Below are 21,774 nucleotides of genomic sequence, written 5' to 3' on the forward strand. Positions count from 1 at the left end.
CACAGCTGACGGCGTCCACCGGCCTATCCGCGAGACCCGGACGTCTGGCGTCCGGTTCGGTCGAGCCGGACGCGCTGTCGACAGGTCCTCGGACTTGCGGGTGCGCAGAAGCACACCGATCACACCGTTGCGGGACAGTTCCGGATTCGCACCGGATTCCCCTGCGGCGACAGCGAGGTCGAGCATACATGTGGGGGCCGCCGGGTGAAGCGGCCCCCACATGTTGTGTCGCGACGATTCAACGAGCCCCTCAGGAGGGCGCCTCCAGCTCCAGCCGGAAGGTCATGAGCCGTAGTCCCGGCACCGGTTCCCAGTCCCGTTCGGAGGTCCGTACGAAGCCGAGCCGGCGGTAGATCCTATGGGCCCCGAGCATGGTCGGCCGCGTCGACAGCACCAGGGCCCGCACGCCGTCCGCGGACCGGGCGCGCTCCACGCACGCCCGCACGAGGGCCTCTCCCACGCCCCGTCCGCGCGCCTCACGGGCCACCGCCAGCATCCGGAACTCCGCCTCGTCCGGACCGGCGATGTCACGCCACGGGGCGCCGGGTGCGGCGTACGTCACGCCGCCGAGCACCGCCCCGTCCACGTCGAGCACGACGAGGACCTCGGCCTCGGCCGCGCGTTGTCCGACCGCTCGCAGTTTGAGCAGGTACGGGTCCTGCGGGCCGTCCAGCAGCCCGTCGCCGAGATACGCCTCGGCGATGATCCCGCCGAGGACGGCGTACTCGCCGGACTCCGCCGCCCTGATCGTCAGATCCATCAGCCACTCGCTCCCACGTCAGTTCCACGTCAGCCGCTCGTTCCCCTGTCAGCCACCCACTCCCACGTCGTTGTTGGGCGCGCCGTCGCCCTCCGGCGGCAGGTCGCCGCGCTCGACCGGCTGCCGCGCGGGAGCCTCCTCGGCCGGCTGCCGTCCCGCGGCCTCGTCGGCCGGCGGCAGCACCTGGTCCAGCTCGTGGTCGTCGGCGCGGTGGGCGGCCTGCGCCGCCGATCGCAGCGTGGCCCGGTCCACCTCTCCGGGCGCCCCGCTCACGGTGACCACGAGTCCGCCCTGCTCCCGCGCGTACGCGTGGCCCGACTCCGTGGACCGGTACCACTGTTCGCCGTCCCGCTCGCACGTCGCCGGCGGCTCCTGGCCGCCGTCGGGCGCGGGTATCTTCGTGCAGTCGGCCCCGGCGTGCGCCCGGCGCTCCACCCGCAGCTGGATCTGCCCGCCGTCGGGCGTGGTGTAGACACTGCCGAACCCGTCGTCGCCGATCACCCCGACCGACTGGCGGGCCAGGGTGTACCCCGGGACCTCGGTCACCCACACGTGCTCCGCGACGGTCTGCACGGCCCTGGCCCGCGCCTCCAGCTCCGCCCGGTCGGGCGCGGGGTTCGCCGATCCGCTCCGCGCCGCCCCCGCGCCGGGCGCCACCTCGGTGCCGCAGCCCGTCGCCGCCAGGCTCAGCGCGAGCGCCAAGGTCGTGAGTACGGGGCGGAGCCGGGGCAGCCAGGGGTGCGATGTCATGGGCACATCCTTTCGTACGGTGAGGGCTCCGCGCACCGGGAAATCGAGCGGCGCCCGAGCCCGTGCGGGGGTGCGAAAAGGGGCCGCCGCGCCCCTGGAAGGGGTGCGGCGGCCCGAGATCCGGCCGGACAGTGCTCAGCAGCAGCGGAAGCCCTCGCGGGGGTCCGCCTCGCGGGCGTCCATGCGGCTGCGTTCGAAGGCGCGACGGCTCATCACCGGCGTGTCCGGATCGTGGGTCCTCGCGTGCGCCGCATAGCGGTCGTACGTGGACTCGCCGGTCAGCTCACGGACGTACCAGCGGATCCTCCCCGCCACCCGTCGTACGTCCGCGACCGTCATGTCCGGCTCCCCGTCTCCGCCGCCTCCTTGCGGATGCCGCCCTCGGGGCCGACTCCGGCGGCGACCAGTTCGGCCTTCTCCTCCTTCGTCGCGAAGAGCGAGGCCGGGGCGACGAGCTTGGACTCGACGTACGGCGTCTCGTGGAGCTTGACGCTCTCCGGATCGCGGATGGCCTTGTAGCAGACCCGCCCGGCGTCCACGAGCACCACGATGATGAGGAGCGCGAAGAGCGCGCTCAGCACCCCGTCGACGGTGGAGTTGGTGACGACGGTCCGCATGTCGTCCATGCTCTTCGCGGGGGCCAGCACCTCGCCCGCGTCGATGCCCGCCTGGTACTTGTCGCGCTGGGCGAAGAAACCGATCTTGACGTCGTCGGAGGAGATCTTCTGCCAGCTCGCGGTGAGGGTGACCGCCACGTCCCAGGCGAGCGGGACCGCGGTGACCCACGCCCACTTCAGGCGACCGGACTTGACGAGCAGAGTGGTGCAGACGGCCAGCGCGACGGCCGCCAGCAACTGGTTGGCGATGCCGAAGAGCGGGAACAGCTGGTTGATGCCGCCCAGCGGGTCGTGCACGCCGACCCAGAGGAAGTAGCCCCAGCCGCCGACCACGACGGCGCTGGCGAACCAGACGCCCGGCTTCCAGCTGACCTCGCGGAACGGCTTGTGGACGTTGCCCAGCATGTCCTGGAGCATGAAGCGCCCGACCCGGGTGCCGGCGTCCACGGTGGTGAGGATGAAGAGCGCCTCGAACATGATGGCGAAGTGGTACCAGAACGCCTTCATCGCGGTCCCGCCGACCACCGCGGAGAAGATCTCCGCCATGCCGAGCGCGAACGTGGGCGCGCCACCGGTCCGGGAGAGCAGGCTCGCCTCCTCGACGTCCTTGGCGGCCTGGGCCAGGGCGTCCGGGGTGATGGTGAAGCCGAAGTTGGCGACGGCCTGGGACGCCGACTGGACGCTGTCGCCGATCACGCCGGCGGGTGCGTTGATGGCGAAGTAGAGGCCGGGGTCGATGATGCAGGCGGCGATCATCGCCATGATCGCCACGAACGACTCGACCAGCATGGCGCCGTAGCCGATCATCCGGATCTGCGTCTCCTTCTGGACCATCTTCGGCGTGGTGCCGGAGGAGACCAGGGAGTGGAAGCCGGAGAGCGCGCCGCAGGCGATGGTGATGAAGACGAACGGGAACATCGAGCCGGCGAAGACCGGGCCCGAGCCGCTGGAGGCGAAGTCGGTGACCGCGGGCATCTTCAGGGTCGGCAGGGCGACGACCACGCCCAGGGCCAGCAGCCCGATCGTGCCGACCTTCATGAAGGTGGAGAGGTAGTCACGCGGGGCCAGCAGCAGCCAGACGGGGAGCACGGAGGCGAAGAACCCGTACACGATCATCCAGATGACCAGTGTGCCCGGCTCCAGCGTGAAGAAGTCCGCCCACGACGACTCGGCGACCCAGCCGCCCGAGACGATCGCGAGGAGCAGCAGCGCGACGCCGATGAAGGAGACCTCGCTGACCTTGCCGGGCCGCAGGGTGCGCAGATAGACGCCCATGAAGAGGGCGATCGGGATCGTCATGCCGATGGAGAAGACGCCCCACGGCGAGTGCGCGAGCGCGTTCACGATGACCAGCGCGAGGACCGCGAGCAGGATGATCATGATGATGAAGACGGCGACCAGGGCGGCGATCCCGCCGACCGGGCCGATCTCGTCGCGCGCCATCTGGCCGAGCGAACGGCCGTTGCGACGGGTGGAGAAGAAGAGCGTCACCATGTCCTGGACGGCGCCGGCGAAGATGACGCCCACGACGAGCCAGATCGTGCCCGGCAGATAGCCCATCTGCGCGGCGAGCACCGGGCCGACCAGGGGCCCCGCCCCGGCGATGGCGGCGAAATGGTGGCCGAACAGGACCCGGCGGTCGGTGGGGTGGAAATCGACGCCGTTGTCCAGCCGTTCGGCGGGGGTCGCGCGGTTCTTGTCGGCCTTCAGGACCCGGTTGGCGATGAACCGGGAGTAGAAGCGGTACGCGATGGCGTACGAGCCGAGGGCCGCTGCCAGCATCCAGGCGGCGGAGACCTCCTCACCCCGCGAGAGCGCGAGGGTGGCCCAGCCGGCGGCGCCGACCAGGGCGACCAGGCTCCAGACCACGATGGACCTGGGGGAGAGGCCCCGTTTCCCCGGCGCCTGTGGTGCCGATGGTGTTGGTGTGGGTGTTTCCGCCATGTGGTGACTCCGTCCCCTCGCTGATCACCGGTGCAATGGGCAGGAAATCTAAGGGACGGGTCCGCCCAGCGTCACCCCCTGTCCGTATTGCGGTCCGGCAACGGTGATGTATCGCACGGGGACACGGATGCCGACGCGTTTCGGTTCACCCGGACCGGGGCGCGGTTCGCCAGCAGGGACAGCGACTCGTCCTCCTGCGGGGTCAGCCCGTTGCCGTCGCGGCCGGGACGGGCACCGGACGGCGCGCGAAGGACCGCGAGTTGACTGGCGGTTGACTGTCACCACCGCATCGCCCAGGCAGCGGGCCGCGGACGGCCGCCCGCGCGGCCGGAGACGAACCTGGGCGCGGCGGACCTGGAGCTCGACCCGGCCGACGCCGCCCTGCTGACCGCCGCGAGCGACCAGGTGCTCCCGTACCCGTACAGCGTCATCGAGACCGACCTCGAACTGCGCTGACGCACCCCGCGTGACCGAAAACGGCCGGTGGCCCGGGGAGTTCGTCCCCGGGCCACCGCCGTGTGCGTACCGCGCCGTGGCGTGGTGGTGCTCAGTCCGTCGGCCGCTTGAGGCGGGCCACGAACTTGTACCGGTCGCCCCGGTACACCGAGCGCACCCATTCCACCGGTTCGCCCTGGCCGTCCACCGAATGGCGGGACAGCATGAGCATCGGCAGCCCCACGTCGGTGCCCAGCAGCCCCGCCTCACGCGGGGTGGCGAGCGAGGTCTCGATGGTCTCCTCCGCCTCGGCGAGGCGCACGTCGTACACCTCGGCGAGCGCAGTGTAGAGCGAGGTGTACTTCACCAGCGAACGGCGCAGCGCCGGGAAGCGTTTGGCCGAAAGATGCGTGGTCTCGATCGCCATCGGCTCCCCGCTGGCGAGCCGCAGCCGCTCGATGCGCAGCACCCGGCCGCCCGTCGAGATGTCCAGCAGACCGGCGAGCGTGTCGTCCGCCGTCACGTAGCCGATGTCCAGCAGTTGGGACGTCGGCTCCAGTCCCTGGGCCCGCATGTCCTCGGTGTACGAGGTGAGCTGGAGGGCCTGGGAGACCTTCGGCTTGGCCACGAAGGTGCCCTTGCCCTGGATACGTTCCAGCCGGCCTTCGACGACCAGTTCCTGGAGCGCCTGGCGCACGGTGGTGCGCGAGGTGTCGAACTCGGCCGCCAGGGTGCGTTCGGGCGGCACGGGGGTGCCGGGCGGCAGGGTGTCCGTCATGTCGAGGAGATGCCGCTTGAGCCGGTAGTACTTCGGTACGCGCGCTGTGCGCGTACCGGCACCGGTCTCGCTCCCCGTACTGCCCCCGTCGGCGCCCATGGCCCGCCTTCCCGACTGCTGCGTTGCTGCCGTCACCGGCTCCTCCGTCTGTCGCGGCTCACATGGTGGCACGGTCCGGTCACGGGTCGTCGCCCTCCCTTAGGTGTCGGTCCTATAACGGACGCGAGTGCACTTCTTATACACCCTTGACACCCCTAAAGGTCTAGGCCAAGCTCCCGGTACTGGTCTAAACCATTAAAGACCAGGTCCAGCCCCAGCAGAACTCGTCGAATGTCTTCGCGGTGGGTGGGGTTGCAGCATCCCTGAGGAGGGTTTGACGTGAAGCGCAAGCTCATCGCGGCTATCGGTGTCGCGGGCATGTTGGTTTCGGTCGCGGCGTGTGGTTCGGACGACAAGAAGTCGTCCGCGGACCCGAAGGACCGCAAGGAGAACCTGACCGTCTGGCTCATGGGCGAGGCCCAGTCCACCTGGCCGGAGCTGGTCAAGGACGTCAACGCCGAGTTCAACAAGAAGTACCCGGGCGTCAAGGTCGACGTTCAGTACCAGCAGTGGGCCGACAAGGTCAAGAAGCTGGACACCGCCCTCGGTGGCGATAAATTCCCGGACGTCGTGGAACTCGGCAATACCGAGACCATGCAGTACATCCTCAATGGTGCGCTCGGAGAAATCGACCCCAAGAAGTACGAGAATTCGGACACCTGGATCAAGGGTCTGAAGGACACGTGCTCCTTCGAGGGCAAGACGTACTGCGTTCCTTACTACGCCAGCGCCCGTCTGGCCGTGTACAACAAGGACATGCTGAAGGCCGGCACCGGCAGCGACGCCCTCCCGCAGACCGAGGCCGAGTTCCTCGCCGCGATGGACAAGGTCTCCGCCGAGCTGGGCAAGAAGGACAAGCGCGCCTCCTCCCTCTACTTCCCGGGCCGCTACTGGTACGCCGCGATGTCCTACGTCGCCGCCTACGGTGGCGAGATAGCCAAGTACGACGAGGGCGGCAAGGAGTGGAAGGCGTCGCTGTCCAGCCCGGAGGCCCAGAAGGGCATCCAGCACTACGTCGACCTGGTCAAGAAGTACAACAAGGCCGACGTGACGAAGGACGAGCAGGACCACGCCAACGTCATGGCCAACGAGAAGGCCGCGGTCATCTACGGCCAGGCCTGGGAGGCCGGCAGCGTCACCACGGGCGAGAACGGCAACCCGAAGCTCGAGGGCAAGATCGCCACGGCCGGTATGCCCGGCCCCGAGGGCAAGGCCCTCCCGTCCTTCATCGGCGGCTCGGACCTCGCGACGATCTCCAAGTCCAAGATCCAGGACCTCGGCGAGGAGTGGATCTCCCTCTTCACCAACGCGAAGTCCATGGAGGTCCTCGCGTCGAAGAACATCCTCCCCAACAACGAGAAGCAGCTTGAGCCGCTGAAGGCGAAGCCGGAGACCGCCGCCATCGCCAACGCGGTGCCGGACGCCTGGTTCACGCCGATCGCGCCGGGCTGGGCCTCCATCGAGAAGGAGGAGATCCTCGAGAACCTGCTTCTCGAGATCGTCAAGGGCTCCTCTGTCGCCGATGCCACCAAGAAGGCCGACGACAAGATCAACGCGCTGATCAACAAGGAAGCCTGACCTTCCGATCGCCAGGCGGGGGCCCGGCGCCAGCGCCGGGCCCCCGTTCCTTTCCCGCAAGTGAACGCCGTGAATTCCGGGGCCCGCCCCGGACCCGCGATGGAAGGTCAGCCACGTGTCTGCCGCTGATACCAAGGCCGCCGGGCCGCCGGTCCCCGTACCACCCGACCCGCAGGCGACCGGGAAGTCGTCCTCCCACGACGACGATGCGCCCCGGGTGCAGAAGAGGAAGCGGAAGAAGGGGGAACTCCTCCCCTATCTCCTGATCCTCCCGGCGATCGTGGCGATCGCCGCCGTCTACCTCTACCCGCTCGGCAAGACGGTCATCATGTCCTTCCAGGACATGGGCCGTCGTGAGCTGTGGTCCGGAGAGCCGGCCCCCTGGGTCGGCTTCGAGCAGTTCACCAACATCCTCGGCGACTCCGAGTTCTGGTGGGTCACCTTCCGCACCGTCGTCTTCATGGTCATCTGCGTGACGCTGACCATGGGGCTCGGGCTGCTGGTCGCCCTTCTGATGCGCAAGCTCTCCACCTGGGTCCGGCTGGTGCTCACCGCCTGCCTCATCGCCGCCTGGTCGATGCCGCTGATGGTCGCCGCCTCGATCTTCCGGTTCATGGCCGACTCCGACTACGGCCTGATCAACACCCTGATCGCCAAGGTCGTCGGCGAGGACTGGCTCGGACACAACTGGTACCTCGACCCGATCCAGGGCTTCGGCATCATCACCCTGCTGGTCGTCTGGGGCGCCATCCCGTTCGTCGTCGTCACCCTGTACGCCGCTCTCACCCAGGTCCCCCAGGAACTGGAGGAGGCCGCCGCCCTCGACGGCGCCAGCGCGTACGGCATCTACAAGTTCGTCACCTGGCCGGTCATCAAGCCGGTCTTCACCATGGTCGCCACTCTCTCGGTGATCTGGGACTTCAACGTCTTCGGCCAGATCTGGCTGCTGCGCGGCAACAAGCCCGAGCCGGAGTACGAGACCCTCGGCCTCTACTCCTACTCCAAGGCGTTCGAGTCCACCTCCTTCAGCCAGGGCACCGCGATCGCCCTGATCACGGTGCTGCTGCTGTCCGGCGTGGCCGTGTACTACCTGCGCCAGCTCATGAAGACGGGAGAGGTCGAATGAGCAGCTCGACCCAGACGACACAGGCGCTGCGGCCCGACCGCAAGAAGAGCCGGCTGCACTTCGACCTGATCGGCCTCGGCATCGCCCTGGTCATGGTCTTCCCGGTCTACTGGCTGGTCATCAGCGCCCTGCGGCCCAACCGGGAGATCCGCAGCTATGACCAGACCCTGTGGCCCACGTCGATCACCTTCGACAACTTCGTCCGGGCCACGGAGCAGCCGAACTTCGGCACCGCCATCCAGTCCAGCCTGATCGTCGCGGTCACCGCGGTGGTCGGCGGCATGATCATCGCGACCCTGGCGGCCCTGGCGATCGGCCGGTTCCGGTTCTTCGGCCGCAAGGCCCTGGTCCTGATCATGATCCTGGTCCAGATGCTGCCGCCGACGGCGATGCTCATCCCGATCTACGCCCAGCTCAACGCGATGGGCGGGATCGACGAGTACTGGGGCCTGATCGTCGTCTACCTGGTCTCCACGCTGCCCTTCGCCACCATCATGATCCGCGGCTTCGTCGTGAACATCCCGGTGGAGCTGGAGGAGTCCGCGATGGTGGACGGGTGCACCCGCTTCCAGGCCTTCCGCCGGGTGATCTTCCCGCTGCTCGCCCCCGGGCTGGCCGCCGCGTCGATCTTCGCCCTGGTGAACGCGTGGAACGAATACCTCTTCGCGTACATCCTGATCAACGACAACTCCAAGTACACGCTCAACGTATGGCTCATGACGTTCACGACCGAGCGCGGAACGGACTACGGCGCCCTCATGGCGGCGTCGACCATGATCGCCATCCCCGTCGTCGTGTTCTTCATGATCATCCAGAAGAAGATGGCCGCAGGCCTCACTTCCGGCGCTGTGAAGGGATAGTGCGGGCCCATGACCACCCTCGTTTCCACCACGGACACCGTGACGCGCGACGCGCTCGCCGTGCTCCAGCCCGGGTTCACCGGCACCACCGCCCCGGACTGGCTGCTGCGCCGCGTCGGTGAAGGCCTCGCCTCGGTCGGCCTGTTCGGCCGCAACATCACCTCGCCCGAGCAGCTCACCGCTCTCACCGAGCGGCTGCGCTCCGAGCGGGAGGACGTCCTCGTCGCCATCGACGAGGAGGGCGGCGACGTGACCCGCCTGGAGGTCACGCACGGCTCCTCCTTCCCCGGCAACTTCGCCCTGGGCTCGGTGGACGACGTCCACCTCACCCGGGCCGTCGCCCAGGAGCTCGGCCGCCGGCTCGCCGAGTGCGGCGTCAACCTCAACTGGGCGCCCTCCGCCGACGTCAACTCCAACCCGGGCAACCCGGTCATCGGCGTGCGCTCCTTCGGCGCCGACACCCGGCTGGCCGCCCGGCACACCGCCGCTTACATCGAGGGGCTCCAGGCCGCCGGCGTCGCCGCCTGCACCAAGCACTTCCCCGGACACGGCGACACCGCGGTCGACTCGCACCTCGCGCTGCCCCGCATCGACGTGGACCTCGACACCCTGCACGCCCGTGAGCTGGTCCCCTTCCGGGCGGCCATCGCCGCGGGTTCCAAATCGGTGATGAGCGCGCATATCCTGCTTCCCGCACTCGACCCGGACCGCCCGGCGACCCTGAGCCCGCAGATCCTCACCGGTCTGCTGCGCCAGGAGCTGGGCTACGACGGCCTGATCGTCACCGACGCCGTGGAGATGGACGCCATCGCCGGTACGTACGGCATCGAGCGCGGGTCCGTCCTCGCCCTCGCGGCGGGTGCCGACGCCATCTGTGTGGGCGGCGGCCTGGCCGACGAGGAGACGGTGCTGCGGCTGCGCGACGCCCTCGTCGCGGCCGTGCGCGACGGGGAACTGACCGAGGAGCGGCTCGCCGACGCGGCCGCCCGTGTACGAGCCCTGGCGTCCTGGACGCAGCGGGTTCGGGGGGACATCCGGGAGTCGGGCGCGGCAGTGCAGGAGGGGACCGCGCCCGGCACCGGAGTCAGCTCCGACATCGGTCTGACCGCCGCCCGCCGCGCGGTCCGGGTGACCGGCTCCGGCGACCGGCTGACCGGTGCGGCGTACGTCGCCTCGTTCAGTGCGGAGGCGAACATCGCGGTCGGCGACGAGACCCCGTGGGGCATCGCCGCCGAGCTGGACAGGATCCTGCCCGGCACCGGCACGGACACCTACACCGACCAGAGCGCCGCCGCGGCGGACGCGGTCCTGGCGGCGGCGGGGGAGCGGCGCATCGTCGCCGTGGTCCGCGACGAGCACCGGCACGCCTGGATGGGCGCCGCGCTCGACGCACTGCTGGCGGCCCGCCCGGACACGATCGTGGTCGAGATGGGCCTGCCCCAGTCGGACCCGCGCGGCTCGCTGCACATAGCGACCCACGGAGCGGCCCGGGTCTGCGGCCTGGCAGCAGCGGAAACGATCACCGGCACGAGGGCCTGACCCACGTGCAAGCCCGTCCCGTCCGGCGTTCGAGGACTAGGCCTCACGCCGGACGGGCCCGCAGGCCAGGCCTCAGGCGGCTACATCGAGCCCGCCCAGGCCCGCAGACAAGGCCTCGGGCCGGCCCGATCAAGCCCGTCCGGCGATTGAGGACAAGACGTCACGCCGGACGAGCGGCACCAGGCACGACACACCACGGCAAAGGGCCGGGACACCGTAAAGGCGTCCCGGCCCTCAGCCGCGTAAAAACGTCCCGGCCCTCAGCCGCGCACGGGGCAGGGCCGAGCCCTACAGCCCCTGCCACCCCGGCTTCGCCGCATACGTGGCGCGGAAGTAGTCCGCCAGCTTCAGCTTCGACGCAGCCGCCTCGTCCACCACCACCGTCGCATGGGGATGCAGCTGGAGCGCCGAGGCCGGCACGATCGAGGCGACGGGCCCCTCCACCGTCTGGGCGACGGCCTCCGCCTTGCCCTCACCGGTGGCCAGCAGGATCGGGTGGCGGGAATCCAGGATCGTCCCGATGCCCTGCGTGATCACGTGGTGCGGCACCTGCTCGATGTCGTCCTCGAAGAAGCGCGCGTTGTCGACCCGGGTCTGCTGCGTCAGCGTCTTGATCCGGGTACGGGAGGCGAGCGAGGAGCACGGCTCGTTGAAGCCGATGTGCCCGTCCGTGCCGATGCCCAGGAGCTGGAGGTCGACGCCGCCGGCCTCGGCCAGCGCCCGGTCGTAGGCCTCGCAGGCCGCCTGGACGTCCTCGGCCGACCCGTCGGGGCCCATGAAGGAGGCCTCCGGGAGCCCGAGCGGCTCGATGACCTCGCGCAGCACCACGGAGCGGTACGACTCCGGGTGGCCCGCGGGCAGCCCGACGTACTCGTCGAGCTGGCAGATCCGGGCGCGCGACGCGTCGACCGCACCGGAGGCGACCTTCGCCGCGAGCGCGCGGTAGATGGGCAGCGGGGTCGAGCCGGTGGCAACGCCGAGCAGGGCGTCGGGCTTGCGGGCGATCAGCGCGGCGATGGCCTCCGCGATCAGTTCGCCGCCTGCCGCGGCGTCCGGGACGATGACAACTTCCACGCTGTGCCTGCCGATCTGACTGAGGGAGCCGGTGGTATAGACCAATCAATCTCCCAATTTAGCAGAATCGGTCAGCCGGACGGTGAACAGTCCACCGATCGGCACGCACACACGCACGCGCACCCACACGCCGGCACACACGCCCGCCCCGGCCCGCTGGCGGCGCACGGCATTGCCTGGTCGACTGGGGAGGCCCGACCGGAACGGCGCGGATCGCGCACCCCCGCGCACGCGCCGTCCCGTACGCCGACAGCGCAGGAGGCCCCCACATGTCCGCCACCCCTCCGGCCGACCAGGGCGGCCAGGGCGACGAACCCGGCCGCATCATGTCCGGTGAGATGGCCGAGCAGCCCGCGATGCTCCGCCGCATCCTCGAACAGGGCGCGCCCCGCATCCGCGAGGTCGCCGCCGAGATCGCGGCCCGGAAGCCCCGGTTCGTACTGCTCACCGCCCGGGGTACGTCGGACAACGCGGCGCTGTACGCCAAGTACCTGCTGGAGATCCGCCTCGGGCTGCCCTGCGGACTGGCCTCGATGTCCACCACGACGGCCTACGGCGCCCGCCCGGACCTGCGGGACGTCCTGGTGGTCACCGTCAGCCAGTCGGGCGGCTCACCGGACCTGGTGGCCTCCACGAGGGCCGCCCGGGAGGCCGGGGCCGTCACCCTCGCCGTCACCAACAACCCGGACTCCGCGCTGGCGGCGGTCTCCGAGTACCACATCGACATCCTGGCGGGCCCGGAGAAGGCGCTCCCGGCCACCAAGACGTACACCGCCTCCCTGCTCTCCCTCTACCTCTTCGTTGAGGGTCTGGGCGGCCGCGACGGCACCGAGGCCGCCGCGGGTCTGCCCGACCTCGCGGGCGCGATCCTGGGCCGCCGGGCCGAGGTCAAGGCCCTGGCCTCCCGTTACCGTTTCGCGGAACGCATGGTGATCACCTCGCGCGGGTACGGCTACCCGACGGCCAAGGAAGCGGCCCTGAAGCTGATGGAGACGAGCTACATCCCCGCTCTCTCCTACTCCGGCGCGGATCTGCTGCACGGGCCGCTGGCGATGGTGGACAACATCTCCCCGGTGATCGCCGTGGTCACCGACGGCCGGGGCGGCGAGGCCCTCCAGCCGGTGCTGGACCGGCTGCGCGGACGCGGCGCGGACCTGTTCGTGGTCGGCCCCAAGGCCCAGGTGGAGGCGGCCTCGGCCGGCTTCTCGCTGCCCACGGCGGGCGTCCCGGAGGAGTTGCAGCCGATCCTGGAGATCCTGCCGCTGCAATTGCTGGCGTACGAGGTGACGATCGCCCGGGGCCAGGATCCGGACGCGCCCCGCGCCCTGGCCAAGGTCACCGAGACCCGCTGAGGTCCTCAAGGCGGCACGCACGGCCCCGGAGACGCCGACGGCCCCCGGAAACACCCGCGGGCCGCGGCGCCGGAGCGGGACCCTCAGCCCGCCCGGCACCGCAGCCCGGAGCTGCGGGCCTGCCTTTCGGAACCGGCCGGGCTCGCGGGGTCCGGCACGCACATCTGCGGCGTTGTCGTCGGTCATCGACTTCCCCAAGCTCTCGAACGAGCTCGAGCGGGGGAGACCCCACTGCGTCGACTCCCTCCTCCGCCTTGCAGCTGCACGCACCGGACCCCGCTCGCTGATCCGGCCTGTTCCAAAAGGCAGGCCCTGCCGACCGACGGTGTGCGGTGCCGTCGGCCACTGGAGGCACCGGCGCAGTCAGGGCAGAGAGTGCCGGAGCCTCGGTCCGCTCTCCTGTGCGGGGAGAGCGGAGATCGTGATGCAGTCATTGTGGACTAGACCAATTGCCTCTGTCCATCCATGTGCACGACATTCTCGATCGGCTCCGCAACCTGTCCGACCGCACCTGTCCATCGTTGTACCCATGGCACGGCCCGGCGGGCCGATCGGTTCGAACGCCTCCGGTAACCCCAGGTACGCTCCACACGTGCCCTCCATGAACGACCTCGTCCGCCAGCACACCGCTCTGAGCGACACCGACCTCGAGTGGCTCCATCTGCTGGTCTCGGAGTGGCAACTGCTCTCCGACCTGTCCTTCGCCGACCTCGTGCTGTGGGTCCCCACCCGCGACGGCACGCGGTACGTCTCCGTCGCCCAGATGCGCCCCAACACCGGGCCCACCTCCTACCAGGACGACATGGTCGGCCACCTGGTGCCGCGGGGCCGCCGCCCGCTGCTGGACGCGGCCCTGGACGAGGGCCGGATCGTGCGCGAGGGCGACCCGGAGTGGCGCGAGGAGGTGCCCGTACGGGTCGAGTCCATCCCCGTACGCCGCGAGGGCCGGGTGCTCGGCGTCATCGCCCGCAACACCAACCTGCTCACCGTGCGCACCCCCTCCCGGCTGGAGCTCACCTACCTCCAGTCCGCCTCCGACCTGGCCCAGATGATCGCCGCCGGGTCGTTCCCCTTCCCCGGCCAGCAGGTCGACATGGACGCCTCCCCGCGCGTGGGCGACGGCCTGATCCGGCTCGACGCCGACGGAATCGTCCAGTACGCCAGCCCCAACGGCCTCTCCGCCTACCACCGCCTCGGTCTCGCATCCGACCTGGTCGGCCATCACCTCGGCACCACCACCGCCGAACTGGCCCCGTCCCGGGGGCCGGTGGACGAGGCCCTGGTCAAGGTGGCCAGCGGTTACGCGCCCCGTGAGTTCGAGGTCGAGTGCGCGGGCGGGGTGATCCAGCTGCGGGCCATCCCGCTCAAGCCCAAGGGCGTCCGCATCGGCTCCCTGGTCCTGCTCCGCGACGTCACCGAACTGCGCCGCCGCGAACGCGAGTTGATCACCAAGGACGCGACCATCCGGGAGATCCACCACCGGGTGAAGAACAACCTCCAGACGGTGGCGGCCCTGTTGCGCCTCCAGGCCCGCCGGATGGATTCCGAGCAGGGCCGCGAGGCGCTCAACGAGGCGGTCCGGCGCGTCGGTTCGATCGCCATCGTCCATGAGACGCTGTCCCAGAACCTGGACGAGCGGGTCGAGTTCGACGAGATCGCCGACCGGGTCATCGCGATGGTCTCGGAGATCTCCCCGGGAAAGGTGACCTGCCGGCGCACCGGACGCTTCGGCATCCTCGACGCCGAGGTCGCCACCCCGCTCTCCATGGTGCTGACCGAGGTTCTGCAGAACGCCCTGGAGCACGCCTTCGCCGTGGCCGACCACGGGACGGTGGAGGTCTCCGCCGTGCGCGGCGGATCGCCCACCGACGGGCGGCTGCTGATCACCGTCACCGACGACGGGCGCGGGCTGCCCGAGGGGTTCGACCCGAAGCGGGCCGGCAACCTCGGGCTCCAGATCGTACGGACGCTGGTGGAGGGAGAGTTGGGCGGCACGTTCGGCATGGTCCCGGCGCCCGAACGCGGCACCCAGGTGGTGCTTGACGTCCCGGTCCGCTCCGACAAGTAGGAAACCCCGCGTCAGCAAGCGGGGAGAAGGCGCACACAGCAGAGCGGGCCCGGACCGTGGTGACGGTCCGGGCCCGCTCCGTGATGCTCACGTTGCGATGCGCTTCGGGGTACTGCGCGCTGCGACTCGAAGGCGGGGCTGTGCGTACGCTCTGTACGCGCCGCCGGGCTGAGGCTTGGTGCGGTTCTCGCTCAGGCGCTTGCGTTGCGCGCCCGGTTGCGAGCGGCGCGGCGCTTCATCGCGCGGCGCTCGTCCTCGCTGAGGCCACCCCAGACGCCGGAGTCCTGGCCGGACTCGAGCGCCCACTGCAGGCACTGCTCCATGACGGGGCAGCGGCGGCAGACAGCCTTGGCTTCCTCGATCTGCAGCAGCGCAGGACCGGTGTTGCCGATGGGGAAGAAAAGCTCAGGGTCTTCCTCACGACAAACGGCGTTGTGACGCCAGTCCATGGCTGCTACCTCTCCTTGGTATTACACGCTGTTGCTTGTGAATGTGAACGCTTTCACGAATCCCCCCGTGGATGACGGGCCGACCCCCAGGAGGACTGGGTGTGGTCTGTGATGGTGAGGAGGGGTTCTGGCTCTCAGTGGAGGCCGGTGTTGCGGGCCGTCTCGATCGCCATGTAGAGATTCGCAAACCTCGGCGGCGGATACAACCCCTTCTGGAAAGTTTTTTTTGATTCCTCGGTGTCGACTAGGTCACAGGCGCACTTCTTAGGGGTGGGACCCAGTCCAAACGTTCGAGTTAAAGGACTTTAGGCCCTTCCACTCACACAATCACACGCAGTGCACGGCGTACGCCTGTGAACGTCACGCTCGTACGCAGTCCCAGGTGGTCGCCGTCCATCTGGAAGGGCAGCGGGACCTTTGAATGCAAGGTGAAGTCCGTGAGGTCATGTCGTGAAACGGCATGCTTGCCGCGCGGCCCCTTCTCGGGGCTCGAAGTGAGCAGCTGGGTGCCGTAGAGGGCCACTGCCGGAGTGGACAGACGCTTCAGTCCGAGGACGTCCAACGCGGTGTCGAAGGAAGCCTTCGGCGAGGCGTAGACCGGGCGATTGCCCAGGTAGGTCCAGGGAGCGGTGTTGCAGATTATGGAGAGCGCGAGGTCGGTCACCGGGTCCTGGCCGGGCACCTCGAGCGTGATCTGCCCGTGTCTGCGGTTGGCCTCGTTGAGGAACTGCCGCACCACCTGGCGCACGTACAGGGCATGGGTCGAACGCTTCCCGTGCTCGCGTTTCTGTTCGACCCGGCCGACGACTCCGGCGTCGAATCCGAGACCGGCGCAGAAAGTGAACCAGCGTTCGGGGGCGGACTCGTCCTCGGTCCCCGGGGTGCCGGCCGCCAGTCCGAGCCCGACCGTGCGTTCGGTCCGGTTCTCCAGAGCGTCCAGGATCGCGCCGGTCGCCTCCACCGCGTCGTTCGGCAGCCCCAGGGCGCGCGCGAAGACATTGGTGGACCCGCCGGGGACCACGGCGAGCTTCGGGAGGCTGTCCACGTCCGGGCCCCGGTGCAGCAGCCCGTTCACCACCTCGTTCACCGTGCCGTCGCCGCCGAGGGCGACCACCAGATCGATGTCGTCGCTGTCCGCGGCCCGCCGTCCCAGATCCCGTGCGTGCCCCCGGTACTCGGTGGTCACCGCCTCCAGCTTCATCTCGCTGGCCAGCGCGTGGATGAGCACGTCACGGGTGCGGGCACTGGTGGTGGTAGCAGCTGGGTTGACCACGAGAAGTGCGCGCATGACGGCCAGCCTACCTACCGGGCGGTTCGGCGTCGTAGTCCCGGTTCGCTGCGCTCCGGCCCGGTGACGGAACGTGACCAGCCGCCCCGCCGTGCGCCCGGACGGGGGAGGCTCCCCCGTACCCCGGCTTCACTTCCGGGCCCCCGGGATGCCAACCTGAAAGGCGTGAGTACTCAAGCGACCCCCTCCACTCCGTCACCCTCCGCGGCGGAGCGCCCGACCAGGATCACCGTCCTCGCCGGGGTCAACGCCCTCGAAGGCCTGGCGCTCGCCCTCGGCGGTGTCTACATGGTGGTCATGGGGGTGCTCGGGAAGCTGGAGAGCACGCAGCAGGCGGAGACGGTCGGGATCACGCTGGTCGCGCTCGGCGCGATCCCGCTGATCGCCGCCCGCGGGCTGCTGCTGCTGCGCAGCTGGAGCCGGGGGCCCGCGCTGATCACCCAGATCATGGCGCTGCCGGTGGCCTGGACGCTGCTGCGCTCGCAGGGCGCGCTGATTCCCACCGGGATCGTCCTGGCGGCGGTTGCCGTCACCGGTCTCGTGCTCGCCCTCAAGCCGGCCACCACCCAGGACCTGGGCATCCGCCGGGGCCCCAGGGCGACCCCCGAGGCCTGAGCCGACGGACCCCGTCCTCCGTGCCCCTACTCCTCGACGAGCAGCCGCTCGCGCAGCTGCGCGAGGGTCCGGGCCAGCAGCCGGGAGACGTGCATCTGCGAGATGCCCACCTCCTGGGCGATCTGCGACTGGGTCATGTTCCCGAAGAAGCGCAGCAGCAGGATGCGCTTCTCGCGCGGCGGCAGGTCCTCCAGGAGCGGCTTGAGCGACTCCCGGTACTCCACGCCCTCCAGCGCCTCGTCCTCCGAGCCCAGCGTGTCCGCGACCGCCGGCGACTCGTCGTCCGTGTCCGGCACGTCCAGCGACAGCGTGCTGTACGCGTTGGCCGACTCCAGACCCTCCAGCACCTCCTCCTCGGAGATGCCCAGCCGCTCGGCCAGCTCGTGCACCGTCGGCGAGCGGCCGTGCTGCTGGGAGAGCTCCGCGGTGGCCGTGGTCAGCGACAGCCGCAGCTCCTGGAGGCGGCGCGGCACCCGCACCGCCCAGCCCTTGTCCCGGAAGTGACGCTTGATCTCGCCGACCACCGTGGGGGTGGCGTACGTCGAGAACTCCACGCCCCGGTCCGGATCGAACCGGTCCACGGACTTGATCAGCCCGATCGTGGCCACCTGGGTCAGGTCGTCCAGCGGCTCCCCGCGGTTGCGGAAGCGGCGGGCCAGGTGCTCCACCAGCGGCAGGTGCATCCGCACCAGTCTGTTGCGCAGCTCGGCCTTCTCGGCCGAACCGTCGGGCAGCTCCCGCAGCTCGAAGAAGAGGGCCCGGGCCCCGCTGCGGTCGTGTGGATCGTGGTGCCCGTGCTCGCTCATCTGGCCCACCCGCTCTGCCTGCGACTGCTGCTCCACCGCGACGTCGATGCTCTCGGGCCCGTCCGCTCCGTCCACCGGATGCGGCCGCGCCTGTTGCTCCGGGACGGCTGCTGGGCGCACCACCCCGGATCGGATCGTCTCGTCCCGCACAGGACCGTCCCCGTTCCCGTCGCTCACGCCGGCCCGGGGCCCGCGCCGCGCTGTTTGTAGAGGCTGATGCTGACCGTACGGTCGTCGGCGACCGTGGAGTCGACCTTGCCGGCCAGTGCGGAGAGCACCGTCCAGGCGAAGGTGTCGCGCTCGGGCGCCCGGCCGTCCGTGGTGGGCGCCGACACCGTCACTTCGAGGGAGTCGTCGACGAGTCGGAAGACGCAGCTGAGGACGGAGCCCGGCACGGCCTGCTGGAGCAGGATCGCGCAGGCCTCGTCGACCGCGATACGAAGATCCTCGATCTCGTCGAGAGTGAAGTCCAAACGCGCTGCGAGACCGGCCGTGGCCGTTCGCAGCACCGACAGGTAGGCACCCGCAGCGGGCAGTCGGACTTCTACGAAGTCCTGGTTCCCGGGCTCGCCTGCGATCTGGGACACCCTCACCTCCAAGGTGGCACAAACTCTTTCGAGGTTCCGGGAAGGGTGGCCCGGAGCCATGCGGTCCGTCGACGGTTCTTCGGCTCGGCGACGTTATCGGATCCATGATGCCGTGTCGTACGGACCCCACACCCCGGCCGTCACTCATGGTAAGCCCATGCGTACACACGGTGGCTAGGGGGCTGCGGCGTCCAATTGCGAAGAACCGGCGCCGCATTGACGTACCCAGGCGTCAGACGATCGAACCGTCCTCGAAGCACCAGCGCCAGCTCTCGCCCGCCTCGAAGCTCCGCATCACCGGATGACCGGTCGCCCGGAAGTGTCCGGTGGCGTGCCGCAGCGGCGACGAATCGCAGCAGCCGACGTGCCCACAGGTCAGGCAGAGCCGCAGCTGCACGGGGTGACTGCCCGCCTCCAGGCACTCGGGACACGTCTCGCCGAGCGGCACGGGCTCGGGGCGTGGCAGATCCGCTACATGCGCACACTGGCTCATGCTGGGCAGGTTACGACGGATCCGAGGACGGTGGGATGGACGCACTGCCGCTGATCGCCCTGGTCGCCGTGAGCGCGGCGGTGGCCGGCGCGGCCCGACGCACCCCGGTGCCGGCCCCGCTCGTCCTGGTCGCCGTGGGGCTCGTGGCCGGCTATCTGCCGGGCGTCCCGACGTACCACCTGGACGCGCACGTGGTGCTCCCGCTGCTGCTTCCGCCGCTGCTGTACACGGCGGCCGTGGACAGCTCCTACCTGGATCTGCGGGCCAACGTCCGGCCGGTCGCCCTGCTCTCCGTGGGGTACACCCTCTTCGCGACCGTCGCCGTGGGCTGGCTGGCCCACCTGATCATCCCCGACCTGCCGCTGACCGCCGCGCTGGTCCTGGGGGCGGTCATCGCCCCGCCGGACGCCGTGACGGCCGCCGCCATCGCCCGCCGCGTCGGGCTGCCCTCCCGGGTGACCACGATCCTCCAGGGCGAGTCCCTGGTGAACGACGCCACGGCGATCACCGCGTTCAAGGTCGCGCTGGCCGCCGCGGTGGGGGAGGGGATGAGCTGGGGCGCCGGGATCGGCGAGTTCCTGCTGGCCGCGGTCGGCGGGGTCGGCGTCGGCCTGCTGCTGATGGTTCCGCTCCACTGGCTGCGCACCCGCCTGAAGGAAGCGCTCCTCCAGAACACCCTCTCCCTCCTGATCCCTTTCGTGGCGTACGCGGCGGCCGAACGGGTGCACGCCTCCGGTGTGCTCGCCGTGGTCGTCGTCGCCCTCTACCTGGGCCACCGCTCCTGGCAGGTCGACTTCGCGACCCGCCTTCAGGAGGCGGCCGTCTGGAAGATGGTGGCGTTCGTCCTGGAGTCCGCGGTGTTCGCACTGATCGGGCTCCAGTTGCCGTTCGTCCTGAAGGGGCTCGGTCCGTTCGGTGTGGGCCAGGCGCTCGGTTACGCGGCCATCGTGTTCCTGGCCGTCGTCGTGGTCCGCTTCGTCTGGGTCTACCCGGCCACCTATCTGCCCCGCCGGCTCTCGCGCCGCGTACGGGAACGCGAGCCGGGCACCGACTGGACCGCCCCGCTGATCGTGGGCTGGGCCGGGATGCGCGGGGTCGTCTCACTCGCCGTCGCCTTCTCCATCCCGCTGGTCACGCACGACGGCGAACCCTTCCCGGCCCGCAGCCTGGTGCTGTTCCTGACCTTCACCACCGTCATCGGGACCCTCGTGATCCAGGGACTGACGCTGCCCGTCCTCGTCCGGGTCCTGAAGCTGCCTCGCCCCGACCCGCAGACCGTCACGCTCATCGAGGCGCAGGCCCAGAGCGAGGCGTCCGAGGCCGCCGAGGCCCGCCTGGACCGGCTGCTCGCCGACCCGCACAGCAGCCTGCCGCCACCGTTGGCCGACCGGCTGCGCAGTGTGCTGGAACGCCGCCGCAACGCCGTGTGGGAGCGGCTGGGCGCCGCCGACCCCGTCACCGGGGAATCGGCGGACGACACCTACCGGCGGCTGTCGAGGGAGATGATCGACGCCGAGCGCGAGGTCTTCGTCCGGCTCCGGGACGAGCGGCGGATCGATGACGAGATGATGCGCACCCTGCTGCGCCGGCTGGACCTGGAGGAGGCGGCGGCCTACCGGGAGACGGACGGTTCCTGAAGGGGTGGCCGCGCGTCGGGGGCGCCGGTGATCACGGCGCTCACCCGCACGCCCGGCGCGAACGCCCCTTCCTCGGCCAGCGTGGTCAGCGCGAACAGCAGCTTGGCGACGTACACCCGTTCCACGGGCAGCCCGTGCCGGTCCTCGAAGTCCGCGGCGAAGCCCTCCAGCTCCGGGGTGGAGCGGGCGTAGCCGCCGAAGGCGAAGCGTTCGTCCAGCGACCAGTTCCCGGACGGGCCGCCGAACGCCTCGTGCTGGAGCCGCTCCACCTCCCGCCCGAGGAAGCCGCCGCGCAGCACCGGGACGCCCAGGACCCGTTGCCCGGCGCCCAGGCCGGCGGCGAGTCCGGCCAGGGTGCCGCCGGTCCCGCACGCCACGGCCGCCACCTCGCACTCCCCGGCCAGCTCGCGCCCCAGCGCCGTACAGCCCTGTGCGGCCAGCGCGTTGCTGCCGCCCTCCGGGATGACCTCCACGTCCCCGAACAGGCTCAGCAGCCCCTCCAGGACCTCGGAGGAGGCCTTCGCCCGGTACGTCGTACGGTCCACGAAGTGCAGGCGCATACCGTCGGCCGCGCACCGGGCGAGCGACGGGTTGAGCGGCCGGTGCGCCAGCTCGTCACCGCGGACGACGCCGATGGTGGGAAAACCCAGCAGCCGCCCGGCGGCCGCGGTGGCCCGGAGGTGGTTGGAGTACGCGCCGCCGAACGTCAGCACGGTGCGCCCGGCGGCGTTCTCCAGGTTGAGGGCGAGCTTGCGCCACTTGTTGCCCGGCAGGTCGGGGTGGATCAGATCGTCCCGCTTCAGGAGCAGCCGCACCCCGTGGCGCGCGAAGCGTTCGTCGCGGACCTCCCGCAGCGGGGAGGGGACCCGGGGCCGCAGGAGGGCGTCGAGGCGGGGCGGGCTGTTCACCCGCTCATTGT

The 21,774-nt window shown here is 70.2% G+C and carries 20 protein-coding genes and 1 riboswitch; of the genes, 8 read left to right on the forward strand and 12 right to left on the reverse strand.

Going from position 1 to position 21,774, the window contains the following annotated elements:
- Positions 1 to 61: 61 nt before the first annotated feature.
- Positions 62 to 198: riboswitch (cobalamin riboswitch) on the reverse strand.
- A 52-nt stretch (positions 199 to 250) separates the two neighbouring features.
- The 5 genes from ACH4KB_RS01515 to ACH4KB_RS01535 all read right to left on the reverse strand — a co-directional run bounded on the left by ACH4KB_RS01515 (position 251) and on the right by ACH4KB_RS01535 (position 5,383).
- Positions 251 to 760: a GNAT family N-acetyltransferase gene (locus ACH4KB_RS01515; RefSeq protein ID WP_398062509.1), complete on the reverse strand. Its 510-nt coding sequence runs from the start codon at positions 758 to 760 to the stop codon at positions 251 to 253.
- A gap of 48 nt (positions 761 to 808) precedes the next feature.
- Positions 809 to 1,510 carry a hypothetical protein gene (locus ACH4KB_RS01520; RefSeq protein ID WP_398062511.1) on the reverse strand — a complete coding sequence of 234 codons (702 nt, stop codon included), beginning with the start codon at positions 1,508 to 1,510 and terminating at the stop codon, positions 809 to 811.
- A 135-nt stretch (positions 1,511 to 1,645) separates the two neighbouring features.
- Positions 1,646 to 1,849 carry a YbdD/YjiX family protein gene (locus tag ACH4KB_RS01525; RefSeq protein ID WP_398062513.1) on the reverse strand — a complete coding sequence of 68 codons (204 nt, stop codon included), beginning with the start codon at positions 1,847 to 1,849 and terminating at the stop codon, positions 1,646 to 1,648.
- Entirely contained in the window at positions 1,846 to 4,071 is a 2,226-nt protein-coding gene (locus ACH4KB_RS01530) for a carbon starvation CstA family protein (protein ID WP_398062515.1), read from the reverse strand. Before ACH4KB_RS01530 ends, ACH4KB_RS01525 begins: the two co-directional genes overlap by 4 nt.
- A 547-nt stretch (positions 4,072 to 4,618) precedes the next feature.
- Positions 4,619 to 5,383 carry a GntR family transcriptional regulator gene (locus ACH4KB_RS01535; RefSeq protein ID WP_007458216.1) on the reverse strand — a complete coding sequence of 255 codons (765 nt, stop codon included), beginning with the start codon at positions 5,381 to 5,383 and terminating at the stop codon, positions 4,619 to 4,621.
- 279 nt (positions 5,384 to 5,662) lie between these two features.
- On the opposite strand from ACH4KB_RS01535, the gene ACH4KB_RS01540 reads away from it, so the two are divergent.
- The 4 genes from ACH4KB_RS01540 (at position 5,663) to ACH4KB_RS01555 (ending at position 10,486) form a co-directional block, all read left to right on the forward strand.
- Complete coding sequence (locus ACH4KB_RS01540) at positions 5,663 to 6,961, forward strand: sugar ABC transporter substrate-binding protein (RefSeq protein ID WP_398062517.1); 1,299 nt, start codon at positions 5,663 to 5,665, stop codon at positions 6,959 to 6,961.
- Between the two features lie 115 nt (positions 6,962 to 7,076).
- Positions 7,077 to 8,087, forward strand: coding sequence for a carbohydrate ABC transporter permease (locus tag ACH4KB_RS01545; protein WP_398062519.1), 1,011 nt, complete (start codon positions 7,077 to 7,079; stop codon positions 8,085 to 8,087).
- Positions 8,084 to 8,947, forward strand: coding sequence for a carbohydrate ABC transporter permease (locus ACH4KB_RS01550; RefSeq protein WP_073866308.1), 864 nt, complete (start codon positions 8,084 to 8,086; stop codon positions 8,945 to 8,947). The genes ACH4KB_RS01545 and ACH4KB_RS01550 overlap by 4 nt, the downstream gene beginning before the upstream one ends.
- A 9-nt stretch (positions 8,948 to 8,956) precedes the next feature.
- Positions 8,957 to 10,486 carry a glycoside hydrolase family 3 protein gene (locus ACH4KB_RS01555; protein WP_398062522.1) on the forward strand — a complete coding sequence of 510 codons (1,530 nt, stop codon included), beginning with the start codon at positions 8,957 to 8,959 and terminating at the stop codon, positions 10,484 to 10,486.
- Between the two features lie 288 nt (positions 10,487 to 10,774).
- On the opposite strand, the gene nagB is transcribed toward ACH4KB_RS01555, so the two are convergent.
- A complete protein-coding gene (nagB, locus tag ACH4KB_RS01560) occupies positions 10,775 to 11,560 on the reverse strand; it encodes a glucosamine-6-phosphate deaminase (RefSeq protein WP_398062524.1) in 786 nt (261 codons plus the stop codon).
- A 269-nt stretch (positions 11,561 to 11,829) separates the two neighbouring features.
- On the opposite strand from nagB, the gene ACH4KB_RS01565 reads away from it, so the two are divergent.
- Positions 11,830 to 12,912, forward strand: a complete 1,083-nt coding sequence (locus ACH4KB_RS01565) for an SIS domain-containing protein (protein WP_398062526.1) — start codon at positions 11,830 to 11,832, stop codon at positions 12,910 to 12,912.
- A gap of 601 nt (positions 12,913 to 13,513) precedes the next feature.
- Complete coding sequence (locus ACH4KB_RS01570; RefSeq protein ID WP_398063317.1) at positions 13,514 to 14,980, forward strand: sensor histidine kinase; 1,467 nt, start codon at positions 13,514 to 13,516, stop codon at positions 14,978 to 14,980.
- A 191-nt stretch (positions 14,981 to 15,171) separates the two neighbouring features.
- On the opposite strand, the gene ACH4KB_RS01575 is transcribed toward ACH4KB_RS01570, so the two are convergent.
- Positions 15,172 to 15,429, reverse strand: coding sequence for a WhiB family transcriptional regulator (locus ACH4KB_RS01575; protein WP_003953983.1), 258 nt, complete (start codon positions 15,427 to 15,429; stop codon positions 15,172 to 15,174).
- Between the two features lie 319 nt (positions 15,430 to 15,748).
- Positions 15,749 to 16,717 (reverse strand): diacylglycerol/lipid kinase family protein, encoded by a 969-nt coding sequence (locus tag ACH4KB_RS01580; RefSeq protein WP_398062528.1) that lies wholly within the window; start codon positions 16,715 to 16,717, stop codon positions 15,749 to 15,751.
- Between the two features lie 165 nt (positions 16,718 to 16,882).
- Here ACH4KB_RS01580 and ACH4KB_RS01585 point away from each other — a divergent pair, with 165 nt between their 5' ends.
- Entirely contained in the window at positions 16,883 to 17,332 is a 450-nt protein-coding gene (locus tag ACH4KB_RS01585) for a hypothetical protein (RefSeq protein WP_398062530.1), read from the forward strand.
- A gap of 26 nt (positions 17,333 to 17,358) precedes the next feature.
- Here ACH4KB_RS01585 and ACH4KB_RS01590 read toward each other — a convergent pair whose 3' ends face one another.
- The 3 genes from ACH4KB_RS01590 to ACH4KB_RS01600 all read right to left on the reverse strand — a co-directional run bounded on the left by ACH4KB_RS01590 (position 17,359) and on the right by ACH4KB_RS01600 (position 19,218).
- Positions 17,359 to 18,288 carry an RNA polymerase sigma factor SigF gene (locus tag ACH4KB_RS01590; protein ID WP_398062532.1) on the reverse strand — a complete coding sequence of 310 codons (930 nt, stop codon included), beginning with the start codon at positions 18,286 to 18,288 and terminating at the stop codon, positions 17,359 to 17,361.
- A 23-nt stretch (positions 18,289 to 18,311) separates the two neighbouring features.
- On the reverse strand, positions 18,312 to 18,725 hold the full coding sequence (locus ACH4KB_RS01595; RefSeq protein WP_003966375.1) for an anti-sigma regulatory factor: 414 nt from the start codon (positions 18,723 to 18,725) through the stop codon (positions 18,312 to 18,314).
- 232 nt (positions 18,726 to 18,957) lie between these two features.
- A complete protein-coding gene (locus ACH4KB_RS01600; protein WP_398062534.1) occupies positions 18,958 to 19,218 on the reverse strand; it encodes a UBP-type zinc finger domain-containing protein in 261 nt (86 codons plus the stop codon).
- A 35-nt stretch (positions 19,219 to 19,253) separates the two neighbouring features.
- On the opposite strand from ACH4KB_RS01600, the gene ACH4KB_RS01605 reads away from it, so the two are divergent.
- The gene (locus tag ACH4KB_RS01605; RefSeq protein WP_398062536.1) at positions 19,254 to 20,855 is read left to right on the forward strand and encodes a Na+/H+ antiporter; all 1,602 of its coding nucleotides are present in this window, start codon (positions 19,254 to 19,256) and stop codon (positions 20,853 to 20,855) included.
- On the opposite strand, the gene ACH4KB_RS01610 is transcribed toward ACH4KB_RS01605, so the two are convergent.
- Complete coding sequence (locus ACH4KB_RS01610; RefSeq protein WP_398062537.1) at positions 20,831 to 21,763, reverse strand: 1-aminocyclopropane-1-carboxylate deaminase/D-cysteine desulfhydrase; 933 nt, start codon at positions 21,761 to 21,763, stop codon at positions 20,831 to 20,833. The two genes, ACH4KB_RS01605 and ACH4KB_RS01610, sit on opposite strands and share 25 nt — an antisense overlap.
- Positions 21,764 to 21,774: the final 11 nt, after the last annotated feature.

This window comes from Streptomyces sp. NPDC017520 (assembly GCF_044329855.1).
In the GTDB taxonomy this organism is placed as follows: Bacteria; Actinomycetota; Actinomycetes; order Streptomycetales; family Streptomycetaceae; genus Streptomyces.